Source organism: Roseovarius sp. D22-M7 (assembly GCF_037083785.1).
In the GTDB taxonomy this organism is placed as follows: domain Bacteria; phylum Pseudomonadota; class Alphaproteobacteria; order Rhodobacterales; family Rhodobacteraceae; genus Roseovarius.
In genome coordinates this window covers 1-20,210 of sequence record NZ_JBAPKY010000019.1, presented here as the reverse complement: position 1 = coordinate 20,210, position 20,210 = coordinate 1, and the positions used below count along the sequence as shown (strand labels likewise).

Below are 20,210 nucleotides of genomic sequence, written 5' to 3'. Positions count from 1 at the left end.
AACCTTCTGACAAAAGGAGAGATTTCCATGATACGCCTTGTCGTTGCGCTGCTCCTGACCCTTGCGCTGACACCGGCACAGGCGCTGGAAACCAGCGCGGGATCGGTCAATGTCACGCGCATGGTGTCGGGGCTGCAGGAACCCTGGGCGCTTGGCTTTCTGCCCGGTGGCGGCATGCTGATCACCGAGCGCGGCGGGCGGCTGCTGCATGTCGCGGACGGGGCGGCGCGCGAGATTTCCGGGCTGCCGGAGGTGGCAACGGTGGGTCAGGGCGGCTTGCTCGACCTGCTGATCCCGCGGGATTTTGTACAGGATCGTACGCTTTTCTTCACATTCTCCAAGCCGCAATCAGGCGGTGCGGGCACAGCGATCTATCGCGCGACACTCGATCCCGGCGCGGACCGGCTGACCGACGGGCAGGTGATCTTCGAGATGCAGCCGGGATCTTCGGGGGGCCGGCATTTCGGATCTCGAATCGTCGAGGGGACGGACGGATATCTTTACGCCACTATCGGTGAGCGCGGCGATCGCCCCTCTGCGCAGGACCTGTCGCGCGAGAACGGGTCGGTGATCCGCATCGCCCGCGACGGGTCGGTGCCCGGGGACAACCCGTTCATCGACCGGGACGGCGCGCAGTCCGAGATCTGGTCCTACGGGCACCGGAACCCGCAGGGCGCGGCACTTGATGCCGATGGCAACCTGTGGGTCAACGAGCATGGCGCGCGCGGCGGCGACGAGGTGAACCGGGTTCGGCGCGGCGCCAATTACGGCTGGCCGGTGATTTCTTACGGCACGCATTATTCCGGCGCGAAGATCGGCGTCGGGACCCACAAGGAAGGGATGGAGCAGCCCGCGCATTACTGGGATCCGTCGATCGCGCCCTCGGGGATGATGATCTACACGGGCGAGATGTTTTCCGACTGGCATGGCGACATGTTCGTGGGTTCGCTGAAGTTCGACATGATCTCGCGGCTGACCCGTTCTGAAGCGGGCGAGGACGTGACCGAGGCCGAGCGCCTGTCCTCGCCCGAGACGGCGCGCGTGCGCGACATCATGGAGGGGCCCGATGGCGCGATCTGGTTTCTCAGCGTGGGGCGGGGTGCGGCCTACCGGATGACCCCGGACTGAGGACTGATCCGGGCAAGGCCCGACAGGGCGCCTTACCCGAGCGCGTATCCCGCGCCGCGCACCGTGCGCAGCGGATCCTCGCCGCCGTGCTGGCAGAGCGCCTTGCGCAGCCGCCCGATATGCACGTCCACGGTGCGCGTATCGACATAGATGTCGCGCCCCCAGACCCGGTCGAGCAATTGTTCCCGGGACCAGACGCGGCCGGGCTTTTCCATGAAGGTCGACAGCAGCCGGAATTCGGTCGGCCCCAGCTTCAGCGGCTTGTCGGCGCGGGTGACGCGGTGGGTTTCGGCGTCAAGCACGATGTCGCGGTATTCCAGCCGTTCGCCCATGGTGGCGGGCCGTGCGCGGCGCAGTTGCGCGCGCACCCGCGCCATCAGTTCCACCATCGAATAGGGCTTGATCACGTAATCGTCGGCGCCGGTTTCCAGCCCTCGCACGCGGTCAACCTCTTCGGAGCGGGCCGAAAGCATGATGATCGGGATGCCGCGCGTGGCCGACCGCGTCTTGAGCTGGCGGCACACCTCGATCCCCGAGACATTGGGCATCATCCAGTCGAGCACGATGATGTCGGGGGGCATTTCCGCGACCATCATCAGCGCCTCTTCGCCATTGTCGGCGGTCAGGACGCGAAACCCATCGGCCTCGAGGTTGTAGCCGAGAACCTCGCGCTGCGCGGGCTCGTCCTCGACAAGTAGCACGGTGGGTTGTTCTGTTGACATCATGGCGGTCTCCGGGTCAGGCCTGAACATGGCGGGACAGGGCCGGGTCGGTGGCGGTGCGGTCGGCCTTGCGGCGCTGCGCGCCCGGCCACTCGCCCGAGGCGAGATATACCACCTGTTCGGCGATCAGGGTGACAAGATCACCCATCCGTTCGGTGTTCTTGGCGATGAAATGCAGATGCATGCAGGGCGTGATGTTGCGCGGATCCTCCATCATGAAGGTCAGGAATTCGCGGAAGATCGCGTTGTACATCTGGTCGACATCCTCGTCGCGGTCGATCACCGCCCGGGCGAGATCGGCGTCGCGCTGGATATAGGCGTCGAGCACGTCCTTCAGCATCGCGCCCACCTCGCGCGCCATGCGGCGCAGCGCCGCGGTCGCGCCGTCGACCTGTGTCATGTCGGCCAGCACCGGGGTGCGCTTGGCGACGTTGCGGGCATGGTCGCCAATCCGGTCGAGGCTGGCCGAGATGCGGATCGCCGTCAGCACCAGCCGCAGGTCCGAGGTCACCGGGGCGCGCAGGGCGATGATCTGCGTCGCCTCGTCGGTGATCGTCTCTTCCAGCGTGTCGATGGCGGCATCGCGCAGGCGCACGTCCTCGGCCAGTTCCTCGTCGCGGGTTTCCAGCGAGCAGGCGGCATCGGCGATGGCGCGTTCGACCATGCCGCCCATCTTCATGATCCGCGCCTGAAGCGCCTCGAGATCCCGCTCGAAGACCGGATCGTTGTACCTCTGCTCCGACATGGCCTGATCCTGCTCGTGACACACTGCCCGGATTATATACTGCCCGGAATTTCCTTTGCCATCGATGCGCGCAAGGCGACGGTGACCGATCCGGGTCGAGTTCAAAGGACGATAGGCGCGTTCGACGAAAGATTTGCGACGATTTCATGACGGTTGCGTGACACCTTGCGGGCGGGCGGTTGCCTTGCGAAACTCCGACGCCGTCACAGCTGCGTCACGCCGACCAGAGCGGCAGGATCACGGTGAACTCGCTGCCCGCGCCGGGGGTCGAGGCGATGCGCAGCCGGCCGCGATGGCGGTTTACGATGTGCTTGACGATGGCAAGCCCCAGCCCCGTGCCGCCCATCTGGCGCGAGCGGTGCGTGTCGACGCGGTAGAAGCGTTCGGTCAGCCGCGGGACATGCAGCGGGTCGATGCCCGGCCCGGTATCGGCCACCCGCACCACCCCGGCCGGCAGGCGCAGGGCCGGATCCTTGGGGTGACGGTCGAGGGTGATGGTGACGCGGTTGCCGGTGCCGCCATACTTGATGGCGTTCTCGATGAGATTGGTGAAGACCTGCTGCAACTGGTCGGCGTCGCCGGGCACGGCCGTGTCCTCGATCGGTTCGAAGACCAGCTCCGCGCCGCTGTCGCGGGCCAGCGGGCGCAGCATGTAGACGACGGACCCCAGCACCTCCGACAGGTTGATCGCCTCGCGCGGGCGCACGCGTTCCTCGCCCTCCACCCGGCTCAGCGACAGCAGGTCGCGCACCAGGCGTTCCATGCGCGACGCCTCGACCTGCATGATCCCCAGAAACCGGTCGATCGCCGCCTCGTCGTGGCGGGCGGGGCCCTGCAGCGTCTCGATGAAACCCAGCAGGGCGGTCAGGGGGGTGCGCAATTCGTGGCTGACATTGGCGACAAAATCGCGGCGCATCTGGGCGGCCTGCTCGCGTTCGGTCATGTCCTCGAAACAGACCAGCACGCCGCTGGTCTCGTCGGTCTCGACATGCGCGACATGCACCTTGTAGGTGCTCTCGCGGCCCGCGTCCGAGGTGTGGTAGGTGGTCTTGCGGGGGGTGTGATCGCGCAAGGTCGCCTCGATCGCCTCGAGCATGTCAGGCTGGCGCAGCGCGGTCAGGAAGTGCCGCCCCTCGATGGCGTGGCCCAGCATCTCGCGGGCGGCGGCATTGACGCCCGCGATCCGCTCGCCCGGGCCGATGAGCAGCGCCGCGAAGGGCAGCCCGGCGAGAAAGGACGCAAGGCCCCGCATCGCGCCTCAGACCCTTTTCAGACCGTCGCGGAAGCGGCGCATGTTCTGCTGGTAGTGCAGCGCGCTTGCGCGCAGCGCCGCGATCGCTTCCGGGTCCAGTGCGCGGACAACCTTGCCTGGCGCGCCCATCACCAGGCTGCCATCGGGGATTTCCTTGCCCTCGGTGATCAGCGCGCCCGCACCGATCAGGCAGTCGCGCCCGATCCGCGCGCCGTTGAGCACCGTGGCGCCCATGCCGATCAGGGTGTTCTCGCCCAATGTGCAGCCATGCAGCATCGCCTTGTGTCCGATGGTGCAGCCCGCTCCGATGGTCAGCGGATAGCCCATGTCGGTATGCATCACGGTGTGGTCCTGCACGTTGCTGCCGGCGCCGACATGGATCACCTCGTTGTCGCCGCGCAGGGTGCAGCCGAACCAGATCGACGCGGTGGTCTCCAGCACCACGCGGCCGATCAGGTTGGCATCGGGGGCGATCCAGGTATCGTCGGCGATCTGCGGCGCGTGGCCGTCAAGCGTGTAGAGGGTCATGGCGTCTCCTCGAACTCGGTTTGCAACTTGCGCACGTGGTCGGTCAGCCAGGGCTGCTGGCTGCGGCGCAGGCGGGTGGCCTCGACGATGATGCGCAGCCGCGCCTCGGTGGCGTCGAGATCGTCGTTGACCAGCACGAAATCGTAGCCGTCCCAATGACTGATCTCGTCCCAGCTTTTCTGCATGCGGCGGGCGATCACCTCGGGGCTGTCCTGCCCGCGGTTTTCCAGCCGGCGGTGCAATTCGCGGATCGAGGGCGGCAGCAGGAAGATCGACAGCGTGTGCCCGCCCAGTTCCGAGTTGCGGATCTGCTGCGCGCCCTGCCAGTCGATGTCGAACAGCACGTCGCGCCCGGCGTCGATCGCGTCCCGCACCGGGCCCTTGGGCGAGCCGTAGAAGTTGCCGAAGACATGCGCATGTTCCAGCATCCCGCCCGCGCCGACCTCGCGCTTGAAGGCCTCCTCGGTCATGAAGTGATAGTCGCGCCCGTCGACCTCGCCGGCGCGCGGCGTGCGGGTGGTGGCCGAGACCGAGAATTCCAGCGTCGGATCCCAGTCGCGCAATCGCCGCGACAGCGTGGATTTGCCCGCGCCCGAGGGCGATGACAGGATGATCAGAAGGCCCCGGCGCATGCTCATCTCGTGACCTGCCCTTTCATCTTTCCAGAAATACTCGGATCTTCGCGGGCCACGGGCGCGACCGGCGACGCTCTGTCTCCCCGTCTCGTAATGCGCCGGCGCGCGGCTGGCAAGGTTCCGCAACGCGGACGCCCGCATCACCACCCAGGTGCCGGGACGTCGTGCCGGAGTTAACCAGTGCTTAAAATTTGACGCGTTTTTCCGGACAATTTGTGGCAATCTGAATGTAACGCACGGGGTGGCAGCACCGGTTTAAGGGCGCCCCCGCAGAACATGCGCATATGACGATCACGAGGAGAGGGACATGAGGCAAGACGATCTGACACTGCAGGACGCCGAGGCCGATGCCGCAGCGCACCTGAACGCGCATCTGCGGGCCTTTCGCGCGCATTGGGACGAGGCGCGGCGCGGCGACGACGTGCCCTACCGCGCGCATATCGATCCGCGCCGGATCGCGCCGCTGCTGCCCAACGCCTTCGTGGCCGAGCGGATCGCGCCGGGTGTCACGCGGCTGCGAATCGCCGGGCTGCACCTGAGCGAGCTGATGGGCATGGAGGTGCGCGGCATGCCGCTGTGCAGTCTCATCGCGCCGGCCGCGCGCGAGGCCTTTGCGCTGCACCTGGTGGATCTCTTCGATCGGCCCGCGACGCTGCGGATGGAATTGCTCGGCAAGGGCGGCCTAGGCCGGCCCGAATTGCGCGGCACGCTGCTGATGCTGCCGCTGCGCAGCGATCTCGGCGATGTCTCGCGCGCGCTCGGGTGCCTTGTGACCACCGGCGCCACCGCGCCGGGCCGCACGCCGCGCCGGTTCGAGATCGTCAATACGCGGATCAGCGCTGTGGATGGTGCAGGCGACACCGGCGCGTTCCGTGTCGTGGCGGGCGGCGCGCGCTTGCGGGCGCCCGACCGATCGGCGGGTCGGGCGCATCTGCGTGTGGTGACGTGACGCGAGGCCTCAGACGGCCTGCGCGCGGTGCCTGTCATCGCGCTGCGCGCGCAGCTCCTCGGCCACGAGGAACGCCAGTTCCAGTGACTGGCTGGCGTTGAGGCGCGGATCGCAGGCGGTGTGGTAGCGGTCCGACAGGTTGTCCTCGGACAGCGCGCGCATGCCGCCGGTACATTCGGTCACGTCCTGTCCGGTCATCTCGAAATGCACGCCGCCGGGGATCGTGCCCTCGGCGCGGTGCACGGCGAAGAACTCCTGCACCTCGCGCAGCACCGCGTCAAACGGCCGGGTCTTGTAGCCGGTCGCGGACTTGATCGTGTTGCCGTGCATCGGGTCGCAGACCCACAGCACCTTCGCGCCTTCCTCCTCAACGGTGCGGATCAGGCGGGGCAGGTTGTCGCCGACCTTGCCCGCGCCGAACCGCGCGATCAGCGTCAGGCGCCCGGGCTCGTTTGCGGGGTTGAGCGTCGCCATCAGACGCTTGAGATCGTCGGCGGTCATGCTCGGCCCGCATTTAAGGCCGATCGGGTTCTGCACCCCGCGCAGGAATTCCACATGCGCGCCGTCGGGCTGGCGCGTGCGGTCGCCGATCCACAGCATGTGCCCCGATCCGGCCAGCCACTTGCCCGAGGTCGAATCGAGCCGCGTCAGCGCCTCTTCGTATTCCAGCAGCAGCCCCTCGTGCGAGGTGTAGAAATCGACCGATCGCAGGGTGTGCGCGCTGTCGCTGTCGATGCCGGCCGCGGTCATGAAATCCAGCGCGTCGGTGATGTGGCGGGCCATCTCGCGGTATTTCTCGGCCTTCGAGCTTTCGGTGAAGCCGAGGGTCCATTGATGCACCTGGTGGACATCCGCGTAGCCGCCCGTCGAGAAGGCGCGCAGCAGGTTCAGCGTCGCCGCCGCCTGCGTGTAGGCCTGCAGCATCCGCGTCGGGTCGGGCACGCGGGCCTCGGGCGTGAAGGGCATGTCGTTGATGATGTCGCCGCGATAGCTGGGCAGTTCCACGCCGTCCACGGTCTCGGTCGGGGCCGAGCGCGGCTTGGCGAACTGTCCGGCCATGCGGCCGACCTTCACCACCGGCACCTTGGCGCCGTAGGTCAGCACCACGGCCATCTGCAGCATCACCTTGAAGGTGTCGCGAATCGCGTCGGCGCTGAACTGGTCGAACGCCTCGGCGCAGTCGCCGCCCTGCAACAGGAACGCCTCGCCGCGGGCCGCGGCCCCCAGCTGTGATTTCAGCCGCCGTGCCTCGCCTGCGAAGACCAGCGGCGGATAGGCGGCGAGACGCTGCTCGACCTCGCCGAGCGCAGCGGCATCGGTATAGTCCGGCATCTGCACCCGGGGTTTCGCGCGCCAGCCGGTTCTTTGCCAATCGGTCATCGTCAGCCTCCGCTTCGTGGCATGTCAGCCCGAACTTATACGCAAGACGCGCCAAAGTGACCAGACGCAACTTGCAGGAAACGTTCGGTCTTGTGACGTCTCCGCTTGTCAAGCGCGACATTTTCGTGACAGACGGAATCAGGGGGCGATGGATGGAAGGCAGGGAGGTCATGAAGCCGAAGACCGCCAGGATAGAGGTCGACGCACCCAAGGCGCCCCGGCGCTTCGTGTTCGTGCTGCTCGAGAATTTCACGCTGCTGAGCTTCGCCGCCGCGGTCGAATGTCTGCGCATCGCCAACCGCATGGCCGGTCACGAGCTATACAGCTGGGTGCTGACCGGCGATGCCGAGGACGTGGTGACCTCGTCGGCGGGCGTGCGGTTCCACCTCGATTTCCCGCTTGGCGAATTGACCCGCGACGACGTGGTCCTGCTGTGCGGCGGCATGAACGTGCAGGCCACCGCGACCAAGCGCATGCTCAACTGGCTGCGCCGCGAGGCGCGCCGGGGGCTGCGCATGGGCGGGCTGTGTACGGCATCGTATGTGCTGGCCAAGGCGGGGTTGCTGGACGGCAAGCGCGCGACGATCCACTGGGAGAATCATGACGCCTTCCTCGAGGAGTTCGAGGAGGTCGACCTGACGAAATCGGTCTTCGTGGTCGACGGCAACCGCGTCAGCACCGCCGGGGGCACGTCCTCGATCGACCTGATGCTCAGCCTCATCGCCGACGATTACGGCGAGAAGCTGGCCAATGCGGTGGCCGACCAGCAGATCTATTCGGCGATCCGCACCGACCAGGACACGCAGCGGCTGTCGGTGCCCACGCGCATCGGCGTGCGCCACCCCAAGCTGAGCCAGGTCATCCAGATGATGGAGGCCAATATCGAGGACCCGATCAGCCCGTCGATCCTCGCGCGTGACGTCGGCATGTCCACTCGCCAGCTCGAACGGCTGTTCCGCCGCTATCTCAGCCGCAGCCCCAAGCGCTATTACATGGAATTGCGGCTGCAGAAGGCGCGCAACCTGCTGATGCAGACCGACATGACGGTGATCAACGTGGCGCTCGCCTGCGGCTTTGCCTCGCCGTCGCATTTCTCGAAATGCTACCGCGCGCATTACGACACCACCCCCTACCGAGAGCGCGGCGCGCATACCTCGCGGCTGTCGGTTTAGCGCAGCCCGCGCCGGGCGATGTCCGCGGCCAGATCCCGCACGACGGCGGCGCGGGCGCGGGCGAGGTCCTCGGGGGTGGCCTCGGGCGGGATGCGCACGGCAAGGTCGAAGAGATGCGCGTGGTCGCGGCCGGTCTCGGCGGTCACGAAATACTGCCCCGACAGCTCGAAGGTGTCATCGGCGCGCGCCAGCATGTCCTCGATCCGCACCTCGACCTCTGCCGCGGCAGGCTCGAGGAACGGCCAAGGCTCGGACGCGACGCGAGCGCCGGTGATCCGCTTGAGATGGCGCACCAGTTCCAGTGTCATCGCCCGGCTCGGGTCGTCGGCCCAGAGGATGCCGGGGGTCTCGCGCAGGCGTCCGGTCGCGTCGGCGCTGAAGATCGTCTCGCTCGACGCGTAGCTGGGCAGGGTGACGTTGCGCAGGGCAACCGTCGGATGGGCGATGCGCTGCTTGCCGGCGATCTCGGCGTGGGGCACCGCGATGCGTTCCTCGGGGATCGTGGCGCAGGCCGCGAAGAACGGCAGCGCCAGAAGGGCGATCAGGGGAAGGGATCTGGGCATGGGTCAGCGTCCTCGCAGAAGGGATGAAGGGTTGCGTTCGAGGGCCCGCGCCAGCGAGGCGGCGGCCTTGGCCGCGGCCTCGACCTCGCGCAGGGCGGTGCGGGCATCGCGCCCGAGCGCGCCCGAGGCCTGGTAGCCTTCGAGCGTCGTGTTGGCGCGCGCGAGCACGCCGCGGATATCGGCGATGAGCCCGGGCAGGTCGGTGCCGGCCGCGGCAAAGGTGTCGGCGGCGGTGCGCGCGGAATCGAGCGCCGCGACCGCGTTCTCGACCACGCCGCCATCGCGGAGTTGTTCCAGCACCAGCGTCAGCTCGCCAAGCGTCGCGTTGAGCTGACGCGGCAGGGCGCGCGTGTCCTCCTGCGCCAGCAGCGTGCCGGTGCTTTCGAGGAACTCGGCCAGGTCGGCGGCCAGCACGTCGAGATCCACCTCGCCGGCATTCGCGGCGATCTCGTCAAGCCGCGCGACGAGGTCGGGCACGCCTGCTGCGGCGGTATCGACCCCGCGCGCGGCCGCTGCCGTGTCGTCGAGCAGCGCCGCGAGCCGGGTGGTCAGCGCGTCCTCGTTGATCTGGGCGATCAGCGTCTCGAGTTCCGCCAGCGTCGCGTCGAGCCGTGGCGGCAGCGCCTGCGCGTCCGACAGCAGGGTGTTGACGCTGCCCGGCACCGCGCGGATCTCGTCGCTGGCGATCAGGGTGTTGGCGTTCTGCATCAGGGAGATTGCCTGTGCCATGACCTCTTCCACGGGCAGCGCGTTGATCCGCTCGAACACCCCCGAGGCGGTGGCCGAGACATCGGCGATCTCGCTTTCGGTGGTGGGAATGACCGGCGGCGCGCCGGCCGGTTCCAGCAACTCTTCAGCGGGGGCGTCGGTTACCTCGACCAGTTCGATCTTCAGCCCGCCGGTGAGGATCGACGCGGTGGCGAGCCGGGCGCGCAGGCCCTCGCGCACGCGCCTCCGCAGGAAGTCGAGCGCGGCTTCGGCCCCGCCCGTGTCGTCGAGGCCAAGCCGGCCGGGCCGGATGGCGAGCGTCACGGCGAGCCGGACGCGGTTGTCGCCGGCCGGCGCCGCGTCGACCATGCCGCCAAGCGCCTCGACCTCGCCGATGCGCAGCCCGTTCAGCTCGACCGGGGCGCCGGCCGCAAGGCCCGCGATATTGCCGTCGAAGAGCACCGACACGGCCAGCGTCTCTCCGCCCTCGCCGGCAAAGACGCTGGCGCGCGCGGCATTCTCTTCGGCATAGACGGTGTACTGCGCGCCCGGCTCTGCCGGGCTGCCGCCCGACAGCATCGTGTCGAAGGTGATCCCGCCCGAGACCAGCGAGGCGATCGACGAGAAGTTGACCGAGGCCCCGCCCGCGCCGATCGACAGCGAGAAGCCGGAGGTGTCCCAGAACCGCGTCGCGCTGTCGATCAGCCGATCATGCGGCGAAAAGATCACCGCGTCGGCCTCTGATGTCGTGCCGTCCTCGGAAATCACCGGTTTGCCGACGCGTCCGACCTGCACGCCGCGATAGAGGATCGGGGTGTTCTCGGTCAGTGCCGCGCCGTCGGAGGCCCGCATCGTCAGGCGCAGACCCGACTGTCCCACGCGTTCCAGCGGCGCGTCGGCAAGGCCGTCGAAGCGGGTCACCGTCCCACTGGGCTGGTCGTTCCAGAGCCCTTCGATATAGACCCCCGACAAGACCGTCCCGAGGCCGGAGACACCTTGCGTGGTCACCTGCGGGCGCACCACCCAGAATTGCGCGTCCTCGTCGACATAAGGCGCCACGTCCTTGTCGAGCCGCACCGCGACCAGCACCTGTCCGAGGCCTTCGGCGAAACTCACCTCCTCGACCAGCCCGACGCGGACGTCGCGAAACCGGACCTCGGTGCTGCCGGCGCGGATGCCGCTGGCATTGTCGAAGCCGATCTCGATCAGCGGGCCACGCTCGGCATAGCTTTGCCAGGCGATGGCGATCACCGCGGCCAGCGCCAGAAGCGGCACCACCCAGACGATCGAGATCCGGTCGCGCATCGGGCGGCGGGCCGGTTTCACGGCCGGTTCGGGCGGGGTGCTGTCGGTGTCGGTCACGCGGGGCGCTCCTTTGATGGGTCGTCTTGTGTCGCGTCGGGTTGATCCGTCTCGGGCGCGCTGTCCCAGATCAGGCGGCTGTCGAAGCTTTGCGCCGACAGCATCGTGAAGATCACCGATAGCGCGAAAAACAGGCTGGCCCAACCCGGCGTGATTGTAGCGAGCGCCTGTAATTGCACCAGCGAGGAAAGGATGGCCACCACGAACACGTCGATCATCGACCAGCGACCGATATATTCCACCACTTCGTAAAGAAGGTGCCGCCGGTGGTCGGAGATCTGCGGCCCGTGCCGCACGCCGATGGCGAGGCCCGCGACGATCACGAACTTGCCCACCGGGATGAGGACGCTGGCGATCAGGATGATGATCGCCACCCCGAGATTGCCGTGGCTGGCAAGGTCGATCGCGCCGCCGACGATGGTGTCGCTCTGGCTGCTGACCAGCGTACGGGTTTCCAGCATCGGGTAGAGATTGGCGGGGATGTAGCAGCCCAGCCCCACCAGCCACCACGCCCAGACCTTCTGCAGCGACAGCGGATCACGCGACTGTAATGGGCTGCCGCAGCGCGGACAGGTCCGCGTGCCGGCGGGCGAGGGGCGCATGCAGCGCGTGCAGCCGACGAGGCCGCGCGCGCGCGCCGTCGTCAGTCCTTCAGGGAGGTCCATATCGAATACCTGCACATCAATCGGTCGCTGGCCACCACCAGCACAACGAGGATCGCGAACATCCATGCCGCCGGCCCGAAGAGGACCTCGGCCAGATCGCTGAGCTTGACGAGCGCCACCGCGCAGCCGAGCGCGAAGATCTCGGCCATCGACCACGGGATCAGCGCCTCTGACAGTCGGAAGGCGCTTTTGGCGTAGGGGGCGGGGGGCCGGTCGCGGATGATCGGGGTCAGCACGTAGAGCAGCAGGATCAGCCGCAGCGCCGGGATGACGATGATGAAGAACAGCACCGCCACCGCGAGGATCGACAGGCTGCCTGTGAACGCGAAGGCGGTGTCGAGGATCGACGCCTCGTGCCGGACGCCCGCCGCGCCGATCGTCAGGAACGGAAAGACAGAGGCCGCGCCGATCAGGATCAGCACGGTCAGCGCCAGCGCCACAAGCTGCTTGCCGGCCTTGCGCCGCGGCGCCACCAGGGTCGTGCCGCAGCGTTGGCACACCGCCTTTTCGCGCGACGCGATCCGCGGCGCGCTGTAGACGAGATCGCAGGTCGGGCAGACGATCATGTCGTCGAGGGGCATCGCTTCGGTCATTGTGATAGGGTCATTGCAGCCCTGCACCGGGTTTGCAAGGTTTCCCGGGCGCTGTCATGCCGCAGCCCCCGGCAGGAAGCGCACCAGCGCGTAACCCGCCAGCCCGATATGCCCCAGCGTCACCAGCACCGATGCGCCGTGCAGCCATTTGAACCGGGTCTTGGCGCCGGTATCGGTGGCGCGGTTGATCGCGGGCATCAGGATCTGCCGGTTGGGAATGGTGGTCAGCGCGATCACCGCCAGCAGCGTCGCGGCGACACGGTCATACGGCCAGACCAACGCCGCGCCAAGCGCTGCACAGCCCAGCACGAAGAGGTAGAAATGGGGGAACGCCCGGCGGATGGTCGCGCCCGCCGTCTCGGGCGGAAGGGCTGCGAAGAGGACGGCGGCGAAGCCGAAGGAGTAAAGCACCATCCCGCCGAACAGGAGGGCCGTGGTCAGAAGCGCGAGCGTCAGCATGGGTCGCCTTTCGTGTCGGGGTCGGGTTTGCGGGCAACGCCCATATACTGGATCGTGGTCAGCGGCAGGCGGCCGAAGGTCAGATCGCCGCGCCGGGTCATGCCGCGCGGCCCCAGCCCGGTGAAGGTGCCCGGTTCCAGCCCCGCCTCGGTCAGCGCCGCGCGCATCTCTGCCGGCTTGATGAACAGCGCGGGGTCATGCGTGCCGCGCGGCAGCAGGCGGAGGATGTCCTCGGCGATGGTGATGGTGACGAGGCGCGCGAGAATGTTCCGGTTGATCGTGTCGAAGAGGAACAGCCCGCCGGGGCGCAGCACGCGCGCGGCCTCGGCCAGCACCATCGCGAGGTCCTGCACGTGCTCCAGCACGTCGACGCACACCACGGCGTCGAACGCTGCATCCTCGTAGGGCAGCGCCTCGCCAACGCCGATATCGTAGGTGATGGCGTGGCCCTGTGATACGGCATGCGCGCGCGCCGCGTCGATCGCCTGATCAGCGGGGTCGATGCCGGTGACCTGCGCGCCGCGCGCGGCCAGCGCCTCGGCCATGAAGCCGCCGGCGCAGCCGAGATCGAGCACCGCCTTGCCCCGCCAGTCGATCTGTTCGTCCATCCACGAGAGCCGCCCCGGCACGAGGTTCTTGAGGGTGCGCACCCAGCGGATGTCGTCAGACCACCACCGGTCGGCGGCGCTGTCGTAGATCGTCAGGTCATTGCGCATCGCGGCGTCTCCGGGTGGGCAGGACGTACGGCACGCGGGCGCGGTAGCGTGCGAAGCGATCCCCGTAGCGCGCGGCAAAGCGGCGTTCCTTGAGGCGCGGGGCGGCAAGGCAGTAGGCGGTGTAGCAGGTGGCGAGCACCAGTTGATCGGGCGTCCAGACCGGCACCGTCCACAAGGTCAGCGCGAAGGCCACGTAGATCGGCTGGCGGATCACCGCGAAGAGACCGCGCGTCGGCATGTCGGGAAACTTGGGCCGGATCCGCGCCATCAGCGACATCCAGCCAAGCGCGCCCGACTGCACCTCTGCCCCGGCATCGAAGCTGGCCTTCAGCAACAGCAGCCACGAGGCGGCATAGGCGGTGCAGATCGCCCAGAACGCCGCCCCCTCGGCACGCCACCACACGATGCCCGACGGTGTCCAGAGCGTGAAGAGCGCCAGCAATTGCAGCGAGGCGATCGCCGCGTAGGTGGTCGTGGCCAGCGTGCCGCCATGAGGGCCGGGGACGAGCCTTGCGAGCAAACGGCCGCCCGGTCCGGTCAGCAACGCCGAATGCACCAGCGGGAACTGTACGGTCAGCGCGGCATTGGCCAGCGCCGCCCATGGCCATGGCACGCGGCCGAAGCTTTCGCTGAGTCCGAAGAACATCGCGACGATCATCGCCAGCACCCCCGCCGCGAAGGCGAGGTGACACGCCGCCCCGATGCCGAGCGCCAGTGCGATGCGCGCCACCCCGGGTGGCGGGCGCAGTGCCGCGCCGATGAGGCGCGCGAGGTTCATGATGCGCGGATCATCCCGCATCGTTTCTCTCCAGGATGTCGCGGGCGATGGCGGTGCCGCTTTGCCACGCCGCTTCGACCCGGGGGCCGAGGCACCAGTCGCCGCCAAGGTAGAGCCGCGCGTCGTCGCTGCGGAGGAAATCTCGGTTCAGCGCGGTGGCCACGTGGGCATAGCGCCAGCGATGCGCAGCGGCGTAAAGCGCGTTGTCCGGGTCGGTGCCGATCGCTGCGCAAAGCAGCGGCAGCATGCGCGCCGCGATGTCCTCGGGGGCGTCATCGACATGGCGCAGGCTCCATCCCGGGGCGGCCTGTGCGATCCATGTCGTGACATGGTCTGCGCGCCCCGGCTTCGTGCTGTCTTGCGCGATCCAGGCCAGCGTGCTGTCGGGATCAACCCGGCTGATGAAGGGGCGGGGGGCGTTGCGCGGAAAGGCTGCCATGAGGGTCAGGCAGGGATCCATGGTCACGTCCTTCAGCGGCGTGACGAGCGGATGATCCGCGCCGATCAGCCCCGCGACCTGCGGCGCGGGGATGGTCAGCACGACGCGCGCGGCCTCGAACATCTCCGTGTCGGTGGTGATCCGCCAACCGTCCGGGATGGGGTGCAGGGCCGCCGCGTTGGTACCCTGCCGGGTCTCGATGCCTTGGGCGAGGGCGCGCGGCAGGCCGGACATGCCGGGCAGTCCGACATGATGCGGGCGGGCGGCGCCGTCATGCCATTCGGCGGACGCGTCGGGCAGTCCGTCCAGCATCGCCGCGACGTCGGGCGCGGTGGCGCCGATGTACTGCGCGCCGTGGTCGAATGTGGCGTCCTTGCCGTCCAGCGTCACCCGCCGGGTCGCCATGCGCCCGCCGAGGCCGCGCCCCTTGTCGAGGACCAGCACCTCGCGGCCGGCATCGGAGAGGGCGCGCGCGCAGCTGATGCCTGTCATGCCGCCGCCGACGACGACCGTGTCGATCATGACAGCCCCGCGCGGTGCAGGATCTGCGGGATCTTCTTCTTGACCTTGAAGAAGCCGGCGGTGGCGTGCGGCCAGATCAACGCGTCCCAGTCGCGGCGCAATTCGCAAAGCGCTATGCCCTGCGCATGGAGCGCGGTCTCGGCCTCGTTCAGCCAGTCGCGCAAGGGGCCGGTGGGCACGTAGGGCGTCACGATCTGGGCAGCACCCGCGCGCGCCGCCCATGTGGCCAGATCGCCGGGCACGCCGGCGCGCAACTCGCTGGCCTCGCGGCGTATCCGACGCGCCGCATCGGCAAGTGCGCCGCCCTCGAACCCTGTGACCTCTGCCGACACCTCGCGCGGCGAGCGCAGGTGGCTGGCCCGCAGCGTGGCCACGGCCCGGATATCGAGGGTGCCGAGGTCGAAATCCTCGGGACGGCAATCCTCCTCGGTGAGGAGCAGGGCGGTCGGCAGGTGTGGGTCGGGCGCGCGCGGCTCGCGCAGCGGCAGGACGTCGGGCAGGCCCTCGGGCTCTTCCGCCTCAAGACCCCGCACGTCCTCGGCCAGATCCTGCGTGCGCGGGGCGAAGCGCTGGCCGGTGAACCTGGCGATGTTCCACGCCTGCGCCTTGTAGGGTTTGCCGCGCGTATGCAGCCCGGCGACCCACCGCCAGCCAAGCGTGTTCGAGGCCGGATCCCCGTCAAGCAGGTGGCGGTAGAAGAAATCCGCGCCCACCCGCCACGGCAGTTCCAGCGTGAAGATCCAGATCGAGGCGAACCACATGCGGGCGTGGTTGTGCAGGTAGCCGGTCTCGATCAATTCCTGCGCCCAGGCGTCGACGCAGCCGATCCCGGTCTGGCCGGTTTCGGCGTTTTCCACGTCGCGGCGCAGGCGGCGGTCTGTGTCGAGGGTGGCCAGATCGCGGATCAGCCCGTCGCGGTAGCTGTCCCAGACCTGTGGGCGACGTTCCAGCCAGCCCTTGAAATAGCCGCGCCAAATGACCTCCTGAACGAACTTTTCGGCGCCGTCATGCCCGTGCGCGCCGAGGGCGGCGGCGACCGCGTCACGCTCGACCACGAGGCGGCGGCGGATATAGGGCGACAGTTGCGACACGTCGCGATGCGCGCCCGGCCCACGATCGAAATTGCGCCCCTTGGCGTAGCGCGTGCCCATCCGGGCGGTGAAGTCGCGCAGCCTGTCCTCGCCGGCGGCGCGGGTCGCCTGTTGATCCAGCACGTGTCTCTCCTGTTTCCGCGATCTTCGGCAGCTAGGTAATCCGGCGCTGCGCGACATCAAACACCGGACGCCGCGGCCGGGCCGCGTTCCCGAATCACCGGCACGCCGGCGGCGTGCGAACGGTGAGATGGCGCAGGGGACGCCTGTCCGTCGCCTGCTGCGCGCGGGGGAGGGGCCTGTGTAGGCTGAAAGCCGGCGGCTGCCGCGCAAGGGCAGGGTATTGGCAGGTTGACAACCCCGGGGACTGGGCATATTGAGCCGTTTATCGAAGTCGCCGGGGTTCTCCCCGCCGCCGCAAGCATAACTCAGTGGACAAGATCCGGGTGCTTTGCCCCGATCCTCTGGAAACCCACCGCGTCGGACCCGGCATCACAGGGCCCGAGTGCGGTTTTTGCGTATTGCGGACGCGCTTTACGTGACTGTTTAACCGCGCAGGACAGGCCTGTGCAGACACATGTGTTGAGAGACGGGGAAAGAACCGGAATGCCAACGATCCAACAGCTGATCCGCAAGCCGCGGCAGCCGAAAGTAAGATCCACGAAGTCGCAGCACCTGCAGGGTTGCCCGCAGAAGCGCGGCGTCTGCACGCGCGTCTACACCACCACGCCGAAGAAGCCGAACTCGGCCATGCGGAAGGTCGCCAAGGTGCGCCTGACCAATGGCTTCGAGGTGATCAGCTACATTCCCGGCGAAAAGCACAACCTTCAGGAACACTCGGTCGTGCTGATCCGTGGCGGCCGCGTGAAGGACCTTCCCGGCGTGCGGTATCACATCCTGCGCGGCGTGCTCGACACGCAAGGCGTGAAGGATCGCAAGCAGCGCCGGTCGAAATACGGCGCCAAGCGTCCGAAATAAGGGTTTCGGGCGTCCCGGCCGGTGTCGGGGCCTCGCCCGCAGAGGAACAAGAGGAAGACAAGATGTCCCGTCGTCACGCCGCTGAAAAACGCGAGATCCTGCCCGACGCCAAGTTCGGCGACAGGGTGCTGACCAAGTTCATGAACAACATGATGGTGGATGGCAAGAAATCCGCCGCCGAGAGAATCGTCTACAGCGCGCTCGGGCGTGTCGAGGACAAGATCAAGCGCGCGCCGATCGAGGTGTTCCACGAGGCGCTCGACAATATCAAACCGTCGGTCGAGGTGCGCTCGCGCCGCGTCGGCGGGGCCACCTACCAGGTGCCCGTCGAGGTCCGCCCCGAGCGCCGCGAGGCGCTGGCGATCCGCTGGCTGATCACCGCGTCGCGCAGCCGCAACGAGAACACCATGGAAGAGCGCCTTGCCGGCGAACTGATGGACGCGGTCCAGAGCCGCGGTTCGGCGGTGAAGAAGCGCGAAGACACCCACAAGATGGCCGAGGCGAACAAGGCCTTCAGCCACTACCGCTGGTAAACTGAGAGGCACCTGCATCATGGCACGCGATTATCCGCTCGAACGCTACCGCAACTTCGGCATCATGGCCCATATCGACGCGGGAAAGACCACCTGCTCGGAACGGATCCTGTTCTACACCGGTAAGTCCCACAACCTGGGCGAGGTGCATGACGGCGCGGCCACCATGGACTGGATGGAGCAGGAGCAGGAACGCGGGATCACCATCACGTCGGCGGCGACCACGACCTTCTGGCAGCGTCAGGACGACCCCACCAAGGAGGGCACGTCCGACACCAAGTACCGGATGAACATCATCGACACGCCGGGTCACGTCGATTTCACCATCGAGGTGGAACGCTCGCTTGCCGTGCTCGACGGGGCGATCTGTGTCCTCGACGCCAATGCCGGCGTCGAGCCGCAGACCGAGACCGTGTGGCGCCAGGCCGACCGTTACAAGGTTCCGCGCATCGTGTTCGTCAACAAGATGGACAAGATCGGCGCCGATTTCTACAATTGCGTCAAGATGATCGAGGATCGCACCGGCGCCCGCGCCGTGCCGATCGCGCTGCCGATCGGGGCCGAGAACGAGCTCGAGGGTCTCGTCGACCTCGTGACCATGGAAGAATGGGTCTACAACTCCGAGGACATGGGCGCGACGTGGAACCGCGTGCCGATCCGCGAAAGCCTGCAGGACATCGCCGACGAGTGGCGCGCCAAGCTGATCGAGAATGCCGTCGAGATGGACGACGACGCGATGATGGCGTATCTCGAAGGTGAAGAGCCCGACATCCCCACTCTGCGCACCCTGATCCGCAAGGGCTGCCTGTCGCTGAGCTTCGTGCCGGTTCTGGGCGGTTCTGCCTTCAAGAACAAGGGCGTGCAGCCGCTGTTGAACGCCGTGGTCGATTACCTGCCGAGCCCGCTCGACGTGGTCGATTACATGGGCTTCGCCCCCGATGACGAGACCGAGACGCGCAACATGCCGCGCCGCGCGGACGATTCCATGCCGTTCTCGGGCCTCGCCTTCAAGATCATGAACGACCCGTTCGTGGGCTCGCTGACCTTCACGCGGATCTACTCTGGCAAGATGAACAAGGGCGACACCGTCCAGAACTCGACCAAGGGCAAGAAAGAGCGCATCGGCCGAATGATGATGATGCACTCCAACGACCGGACCGAGATCGACGAGGCGTTTTCCGGCGACATCATCGCGCTTGCGGGCCTCAAGGACACCACCACGGGCGACACGCTGTGCGATCCCAAGGCGCAGGTCGTGCTCGAAACCATGACTTTCCCCGATCCGGTGATCGAGATCGCGGTCGAGCCCAAGACCAAGGGCGACCAGGAAAAGATGTCGGCCGGTCTGGCACGGCTCGCCGCAGAGGACCCGTCCTTCCGCGTCGAGACCGATATCGAGAGCGGCCAGACGATCATGAAGGGCATGGGCGAGTTGCATCTCGACATCCTGGTCGATCGGCTGAAGCGCGAGTTCAAGGTGGACGCCAATATCGGCGCGCCGCAGGTCGCTTACCGCGAGACAATCGGTCACGAGATCGAGCATACCTACACCCACAAGAAACAGTCGGGTGGGTCGGGCCAGTTCGCCGAGGTCAAGATGATCCTGTCGCCGACCGATCCGGGCGAGGGTTTCAGCTTCGAAAGCCGCATCGTCGGCGGCTCGGTGCCCAAGGAATACATCCCGGGCGTCGAGAAGGGCATCCGGTCCGTCATGGACAGCGGTCCCCTGGCCGGCTTCCCGGTCATCGACTTCAAGGTCGCGCTGATCGACGGCAAGTACCACGACGTCGACTCGAGCGTGATGGCGTTCGAGATCGCCGCGCGGATGTGCATGCGCGAAGGTCTGCGGCGCGCCGGCGCCAAGCTGCTGGAACCGATCATGAAGGTCGAGGTCGTCACGCCGGATGAATATACCGGTAACGTCATCGGCGATCTCACGTCGCGTCGCGGGCAGGTTTCGGGGCAGGAGCCGCGTGGCAACGCGATCTCGATCCTCGCGAACGTGCCGCTCGCCAACATGTTCGGCTATATCAACACGCTGCGGTCGATGACCTCGGGGCGGGCACAGTTCACGATGCAGTTCTCGCATTACGACCCGGTGCCGCGCAACGTCTCCGAAGAGATCCAGTCGAAATTCGCATAAAAGCCGCTGCGCGGTGACCCCGCAGCGCCCTGTAGAAACAAAGGAGCCACACCCATGGCGAAGCAAAAGTTTGACCGTTCGAAGCCGCATGTGAACATCGGGACGATCGGGCATGTCGACCACGGCAAGACGACGCTGACGGCGGCGAT

General features: G+C 67.4%; 22 protein-coding genes. 7 read left to right on the top strand and 15 right to left on the bottom strand.

All coding sequences use genetic code 11. From position 1 onward, the window contains the following. Positions 1-27 precede the first annotated feature (27 nt). Complete coding sequence (locus V8324_RS10365) at positions 28-1,128, top strand: PQQ-dependent sugar dehydrogenase (RefSeq protein WP_336419860.1); 1,101 nt, start codon at positions 28-30, stop codon at positions 1,126-1,128. A gap of 32 nt (positions 1,129-1,160) precedes the next feature. Here V8324_RS10365 and phoB read toward each other — a convergent pair whose 3' ends face one another. The 5 genes from phoB to gmk form a co-directional block, all read right to left on the bottom strand. Beyond that, on the bottom strand, positions 1,161-1,850 hold the full coding sequence (phoB, locus tag V8324_RS10360; protein WP_336419915.1) for a phosphate regulon transcriptional regulator PhoB: 690 nt from the start codon (positions 1,848-1,850) through the stop codon (positions 1,161-1,163). A 16-nt stretch (positions 1,851-1,866) separates the two neighbouring features. Beyond that, positions 1,867-2,595: a phosphate signaling complex protein PhoU gene (gene phoU / locus V8324_RS10355; protein WP_336419859.1), complete on the bottom strand. Its 729-nt coding sequence runs from the start codon at positions 2,593-2,595 to the stop codon at positions 1,867-1,869. Positions 2,596-2,809: 214 nt separating this feature from the next. Then, a complete protein-coding gene (locus V8324_RS10350; protein WP_336419858.1) occupies positions 2,810-3,847 on the bottom strand; it encodes an ATP-binding protein in 1,038 nt (345 codons plus the stop codon). A 6-nt stretch (positions 3,848-3,853) separates the two neighbouring features. Then, on the bottom strand, positions 3,854-4,375 hold the full coding sequence (locus V8324_RS10345) for a gamma carbonic anhydrase family protein (protein ID WP_336419857.1): 522 nt from the start codon (positions 4,373-4,375) through the stop codon (positions 3,854-3,856). Further along, positions 4,372-5,013 (bottom strand): guanylate kinase, encoded by a 642-nt coding sequence (gmk, locus tag V8324_RS10340; protein WP_336419856.1) that lies wholly within the window; start codon positions 5,011-5,013, stop codon positions 4,372-4,374. The genes V8324_RS10345 and gmk overlap by 4 nt, the downstream gene beginning before the upstream one ends. Positions 5,014-5,317: 304 nt before the next feature. Here gmk and V8324_RS10335 point away from each other — a divergent pair, with 304 nt between their 5' ends. Next, positions 5,318-5,959, top strand: a complete 642-nt coding sequence (locus tag V8324_RS10335) for a PAS domain-containing protein (protein ID WP_336419855.1) — start codon at positions 5,318-5,320, stop codon at positions 5,957-5,959. Positions 5,960-5,968: 9 nt separating this feature from the next. Here V8324_RS10335 and V8324_RS10330 read toward each other — a convergent pair whose 3' ends face one another. Beyond that, positions 5,969-7,339 carry a class II 3-deoxy-7-phosphoheptulonate synthase gene (locus V8324_RS10330; RefSeq protein ID WP_336419854.1) on the bottom strand — a complete coding sequence of 457 codons (1,371 nt, stop codon included), beginning with the start codon at positions 7,337-7,339 and terminating at the stop codon, positions 5,969-5,971. Positions 7,340-7,509: 170 nt separating this feature from the next. Between V8324_RS10330 and V8324_RS10325 the strand changes: the two genes are divergently transcribed. Next, positions 7,510-8,511 (top strand): GlxA family transcriptional regulator, encoded by a 1,002-nt coding sequence (locus V8324_RS10325; RefSeq protein ID WP_336419853.1) that lies wholly within the window; start codon positions 7,510-7,512, stop codon positions 8,509-8,511. Here the strand turns inward: V8324_RS10325 and V8324_RS10320 are convergent. Genes V8324_RS10320 through V8324_RS10280 form a run of 9 tightly spaced genes read right to left on the bottom strand, consistent with a single transcriptional unit; the run spans position 8,508 to position 16,530 of the window. After that, positions 8,508-9,074 (bottom strand): PqiC family protein, encoded by a 567-nt coding sequence (locus V8324_RS10320; RefSeq protein WP_336419852.1) that lies wholly within the window; start codon positions 9,072-9,074, stop codon positions 8,508-8,510. The genes V8324_RS10325 and V8324_RS10320 overlap by 4 nt on opposite strands. A 3-nt stretch (positions 9,075-9,077) precedes the next feature. Further along, a complete protein-coding gene (locus V8324_RS10315; protein WP_336419851.1) occupies positions 9,078-11,144 on the bottom strand; it encodes a PqiB family protein in 2,067 nt (688 codons plus the stop codon). Next, positions 11,141-11,809 (bottom strand): paraquat-inducible protein A, encoded by a 669-nt coding sequence (locus V8324_RS10310; RefSeq protein WP_336419850.1) that lies wholly within the window; start codon positions 11,807-11,809, stop codon positions 11,141-11,143. Before V8324_RS10310 ends, V8324_RS10315 begins: the two co-directional genes overlap by 4 nt. Further along, entirely contained in the window at positions 11,788-12,402 is a 615-nt protein-coding gene (locus V8324_RS10305) for a paraquat-inducible protein A (RefSeq protein WP_336419849.1), read from the bottom strand. The genes V8324_RS10310 and V8324_RS10305 overlap by 22 nt, the downstream gene beginning before the upstream one ends. Before the next feature lie 54 nt (positions 12,403-12,456). After that, entirely contained in the window at positions 12,457-12,861 is a 405-nt protein-coding gene (locus V8324_RS10300; protein WP_336419848.1) for a DUF4149 domain-containing protein, read from the bottom strand. Next, complete coding sequence (ubiG, locus tag V8324_RS10295; RefSeq protein WP_336419847.1) at positions 12,855-13,577, bottom strand: bifunctional 2-polyprenyl-6-hydroxyphenol methylase/3-demethylubiquinol 3-O-methyltransferase UbiG; 723 nt, start codon at positions 13,575-13,577, stop codon at positions 12,855-12,857. The genes V8324_RS10300 and ubiG overlap by 7 nt, the downstream gene beginning before the upstream one ends. After that, positions 13,567-14,376: a methyltransferase family protein gene (locus V8324_RS10290; protein ID WP_336419846.1), complete on the bottom strand. Its 810-nt coding sequence runs from the start codon at positions 14,374-14,376 to the stop codon at positions 13,567-13,569. The genes ubiG and V8324_RS10290 overlap by 11 nt, the downstream gene beginning before the upstream one ends. Further along, positions 14,366-15,316, bottom strand: a complete 951-nt coding sequence (locus V8324_RS10285) for an NAD(P)/FAD-dependent oxidoreductase (protein ID WP_336419845.1) — start codon at positions 15,314-15,316, stop codon at positions 14,366-14,368. The genes V8324_RS10290 and V8324_RS10285 overlap by 11 nt, the downstream gene beginning before the upstream one ends. Then, entirely contained in the window at positions 15,313-16,530 is a 1,218-nt protein-coding gene (locus tag V8324_RS10280; RefSeq protein ID WP_336419844.1) for an FAD-binding domain-containing protein, read from the bottom strand. Before V8324_RS10280 ends, V8324_RS10285 begins: the two co-directional genes overlap by 4 nt. Before the next feature lie 483 nt (positions 16,531-17,013). On the opposite strand from V8324_RS10280, the gene rpsL reads away from it, so the two are divergent. The 4 genes from rpsL to V8324_RS10260 all read left to right on the top strand — a co-directional run. Then, on the top strand, positions 17,014-17,385 hold the full coding sequence (gene rpsL, locus V8324_RS10275) for a 30S ribosomal protein S12 (RefSeq protein WP_336419843.1): 372 nt from the start codon (positions 17,014-17,016) through the stop codon (positions 17,383-17,385). Between the two features lie 62 nt (positions 17,386-17,447). Beyond that, the gene (gene rpsG / locus V8324_RS10270) at positions 17,448-17,918 is read left to right on the top strand and encodes a 30S ribosomal protein S7 (protein WP_336419842.1); all 471 of its coding nucleotides are present in this window, start codon (positions 17,448-17,450) and stop codon (positions 17,916-17,918) included. Between the two features lie 19 nt (positions 17,919-17,937). After that, complete coding sequence (gene fusA, locus V8324_RS10265) at positions 17,938-20,061, top strand: elongation factor G (protein ID WP_336419841.1); 2,124 nt, start codon at positions 17,938-17,940, stop codon at positions 20,059-20,061. A 54-nt stretch (positions 20,062-20,115) separates the two neighbouring features. Continuing rightward, positions 20,116-20,210: GTP-binding protein (locus V8324_RS10260; RefSeq protein ID WP_336419914.1), on the top strand; the 95-nt coding region annotated here is incomplete at its 3' end.

Coding starts and splice junctions, on each gene's coding strand:
- V8324_RS10365 (WP_336419860.1), top strand. CDS start 28: ATGATACGCCTTGTCGTTGCGCTGCTCCTGACCCTTGCGCTGACACCG.
- phoB (WP_336419915.1), bottom strand. CDS start 1,850: ATGTCAACAGAACAACCCACCGTGCTACTTGTCGAGGACGAGCCCGCG.
- phoU (WP_336419859.1), bottom strand. CDS start 2,595: ATGTCGGAGCAGAGGTACAACGATCCGGTCTTCGAGCGGGATCTCGAG.
- V8324_RS10350 (WP_336419858.1), bottom strand. CDS start 3,847: ATGCGGGGCCTTGCGTCCTTTCTCGCCGGGCTGCCCTTCGCGGCGCTG.
- V8324_RS10345 (WP_336419857.1), bottom strand. CDS start 4,375: ATGACCCTCTACACGCTTGACGGCCACGCGCCGCAGATCGCCGACGAT.
- gmk (WP_336419856.1), bottom strand. CDS start 5,013: ATGAGCATGCGCCGGGGCCTTCTGATCATCCTGTCATCGCCCTCGGGC.
- V8324_RS10335 (WP_336419855.1), top strand. CDS start 5,318: ATGAGGCAAGACGATCTGACACTGCAGGACGCCGAGGCCGATGCCGCA.
- V8324_RS10330 (WP_336419854.1), bottom strand. CDS start 7,339: ATGACCGATTGGCAAAGAACCGGCTGGCGCGCGAAACCCCGGGTGCAG.
- V8324_RS10325 (WP_336419853.1), top strand. CDS start 7,510: ATGAAGCCGAAGACCGCCAGGATAGAGGTCGACGCACCCAAGGCGCCC.
- V8324_RS10320 (WP_336419852.1), bottom strand. CDS start 9,074: ATGCCCAGATCCCTTCCCCTGATCGCCCTTCTGGCGCTGCCGTTCTTC.
- V8324_RS10310 (WP_336419850.1), bottom strand. CDS start 11,809: ATGGACCTCCCTGAAGGACTGACGACGGCGCGCGCGCGCGGCCTCGTC.
- V8324_RS10305 (WP_336419849.1), bottom strand. CDS start 12,402: ATGACCGAAGCGATGCCCCTCGACGACATGATCGTCTGCCCGACCTGC.
- V8324_RS10300 (WP_336419848.1), bottom strand. CDS start 12,861: ATGCTGACGCTCGCGCTTCTGACCACGGCCCTCCTGTTCGGCGGGATG.
- ubiG (WP_336419847.1), bottom strand. CDS start 13,577: ATGCGCAATGACCTGACGATCTACGACAGCGCCGCCGACCGGTGGTGG.
- V8324_RS10290 (WP_336419846.1), bottom strand. CDS start 14,376: ATGCGGGATGATCCGCGCATCATGAACCTCGCGCGCCTCATCGGCGCG.
- V8324_RS10285 (WP_336419845.1), bottom strand. CDS start 15,316: ATGATCGACACGGTCGTCGTCGGCGGCGGCATGACAGGCATCAGCTGC.
- rpsL (WP_336419843.1), top strand. CDS start 17,014: ATGCCAACGATCCAACAGCTGATCCGCAAGCCGCGGCAGCCGAAAGTA.
- rpsG (WP_336419842.1), top strand. CDS start 17,448: ATGTCCCGTCGTCACGCCGCTGAAAAACGCGAGATCCTGCCCGACGCC.
- fusA (WP_336419841.1), top strand. CDS start 17,938: ATGGCACGCGATTATCCGCTCGAACGCTACCGCAACTTCGGCATCATG.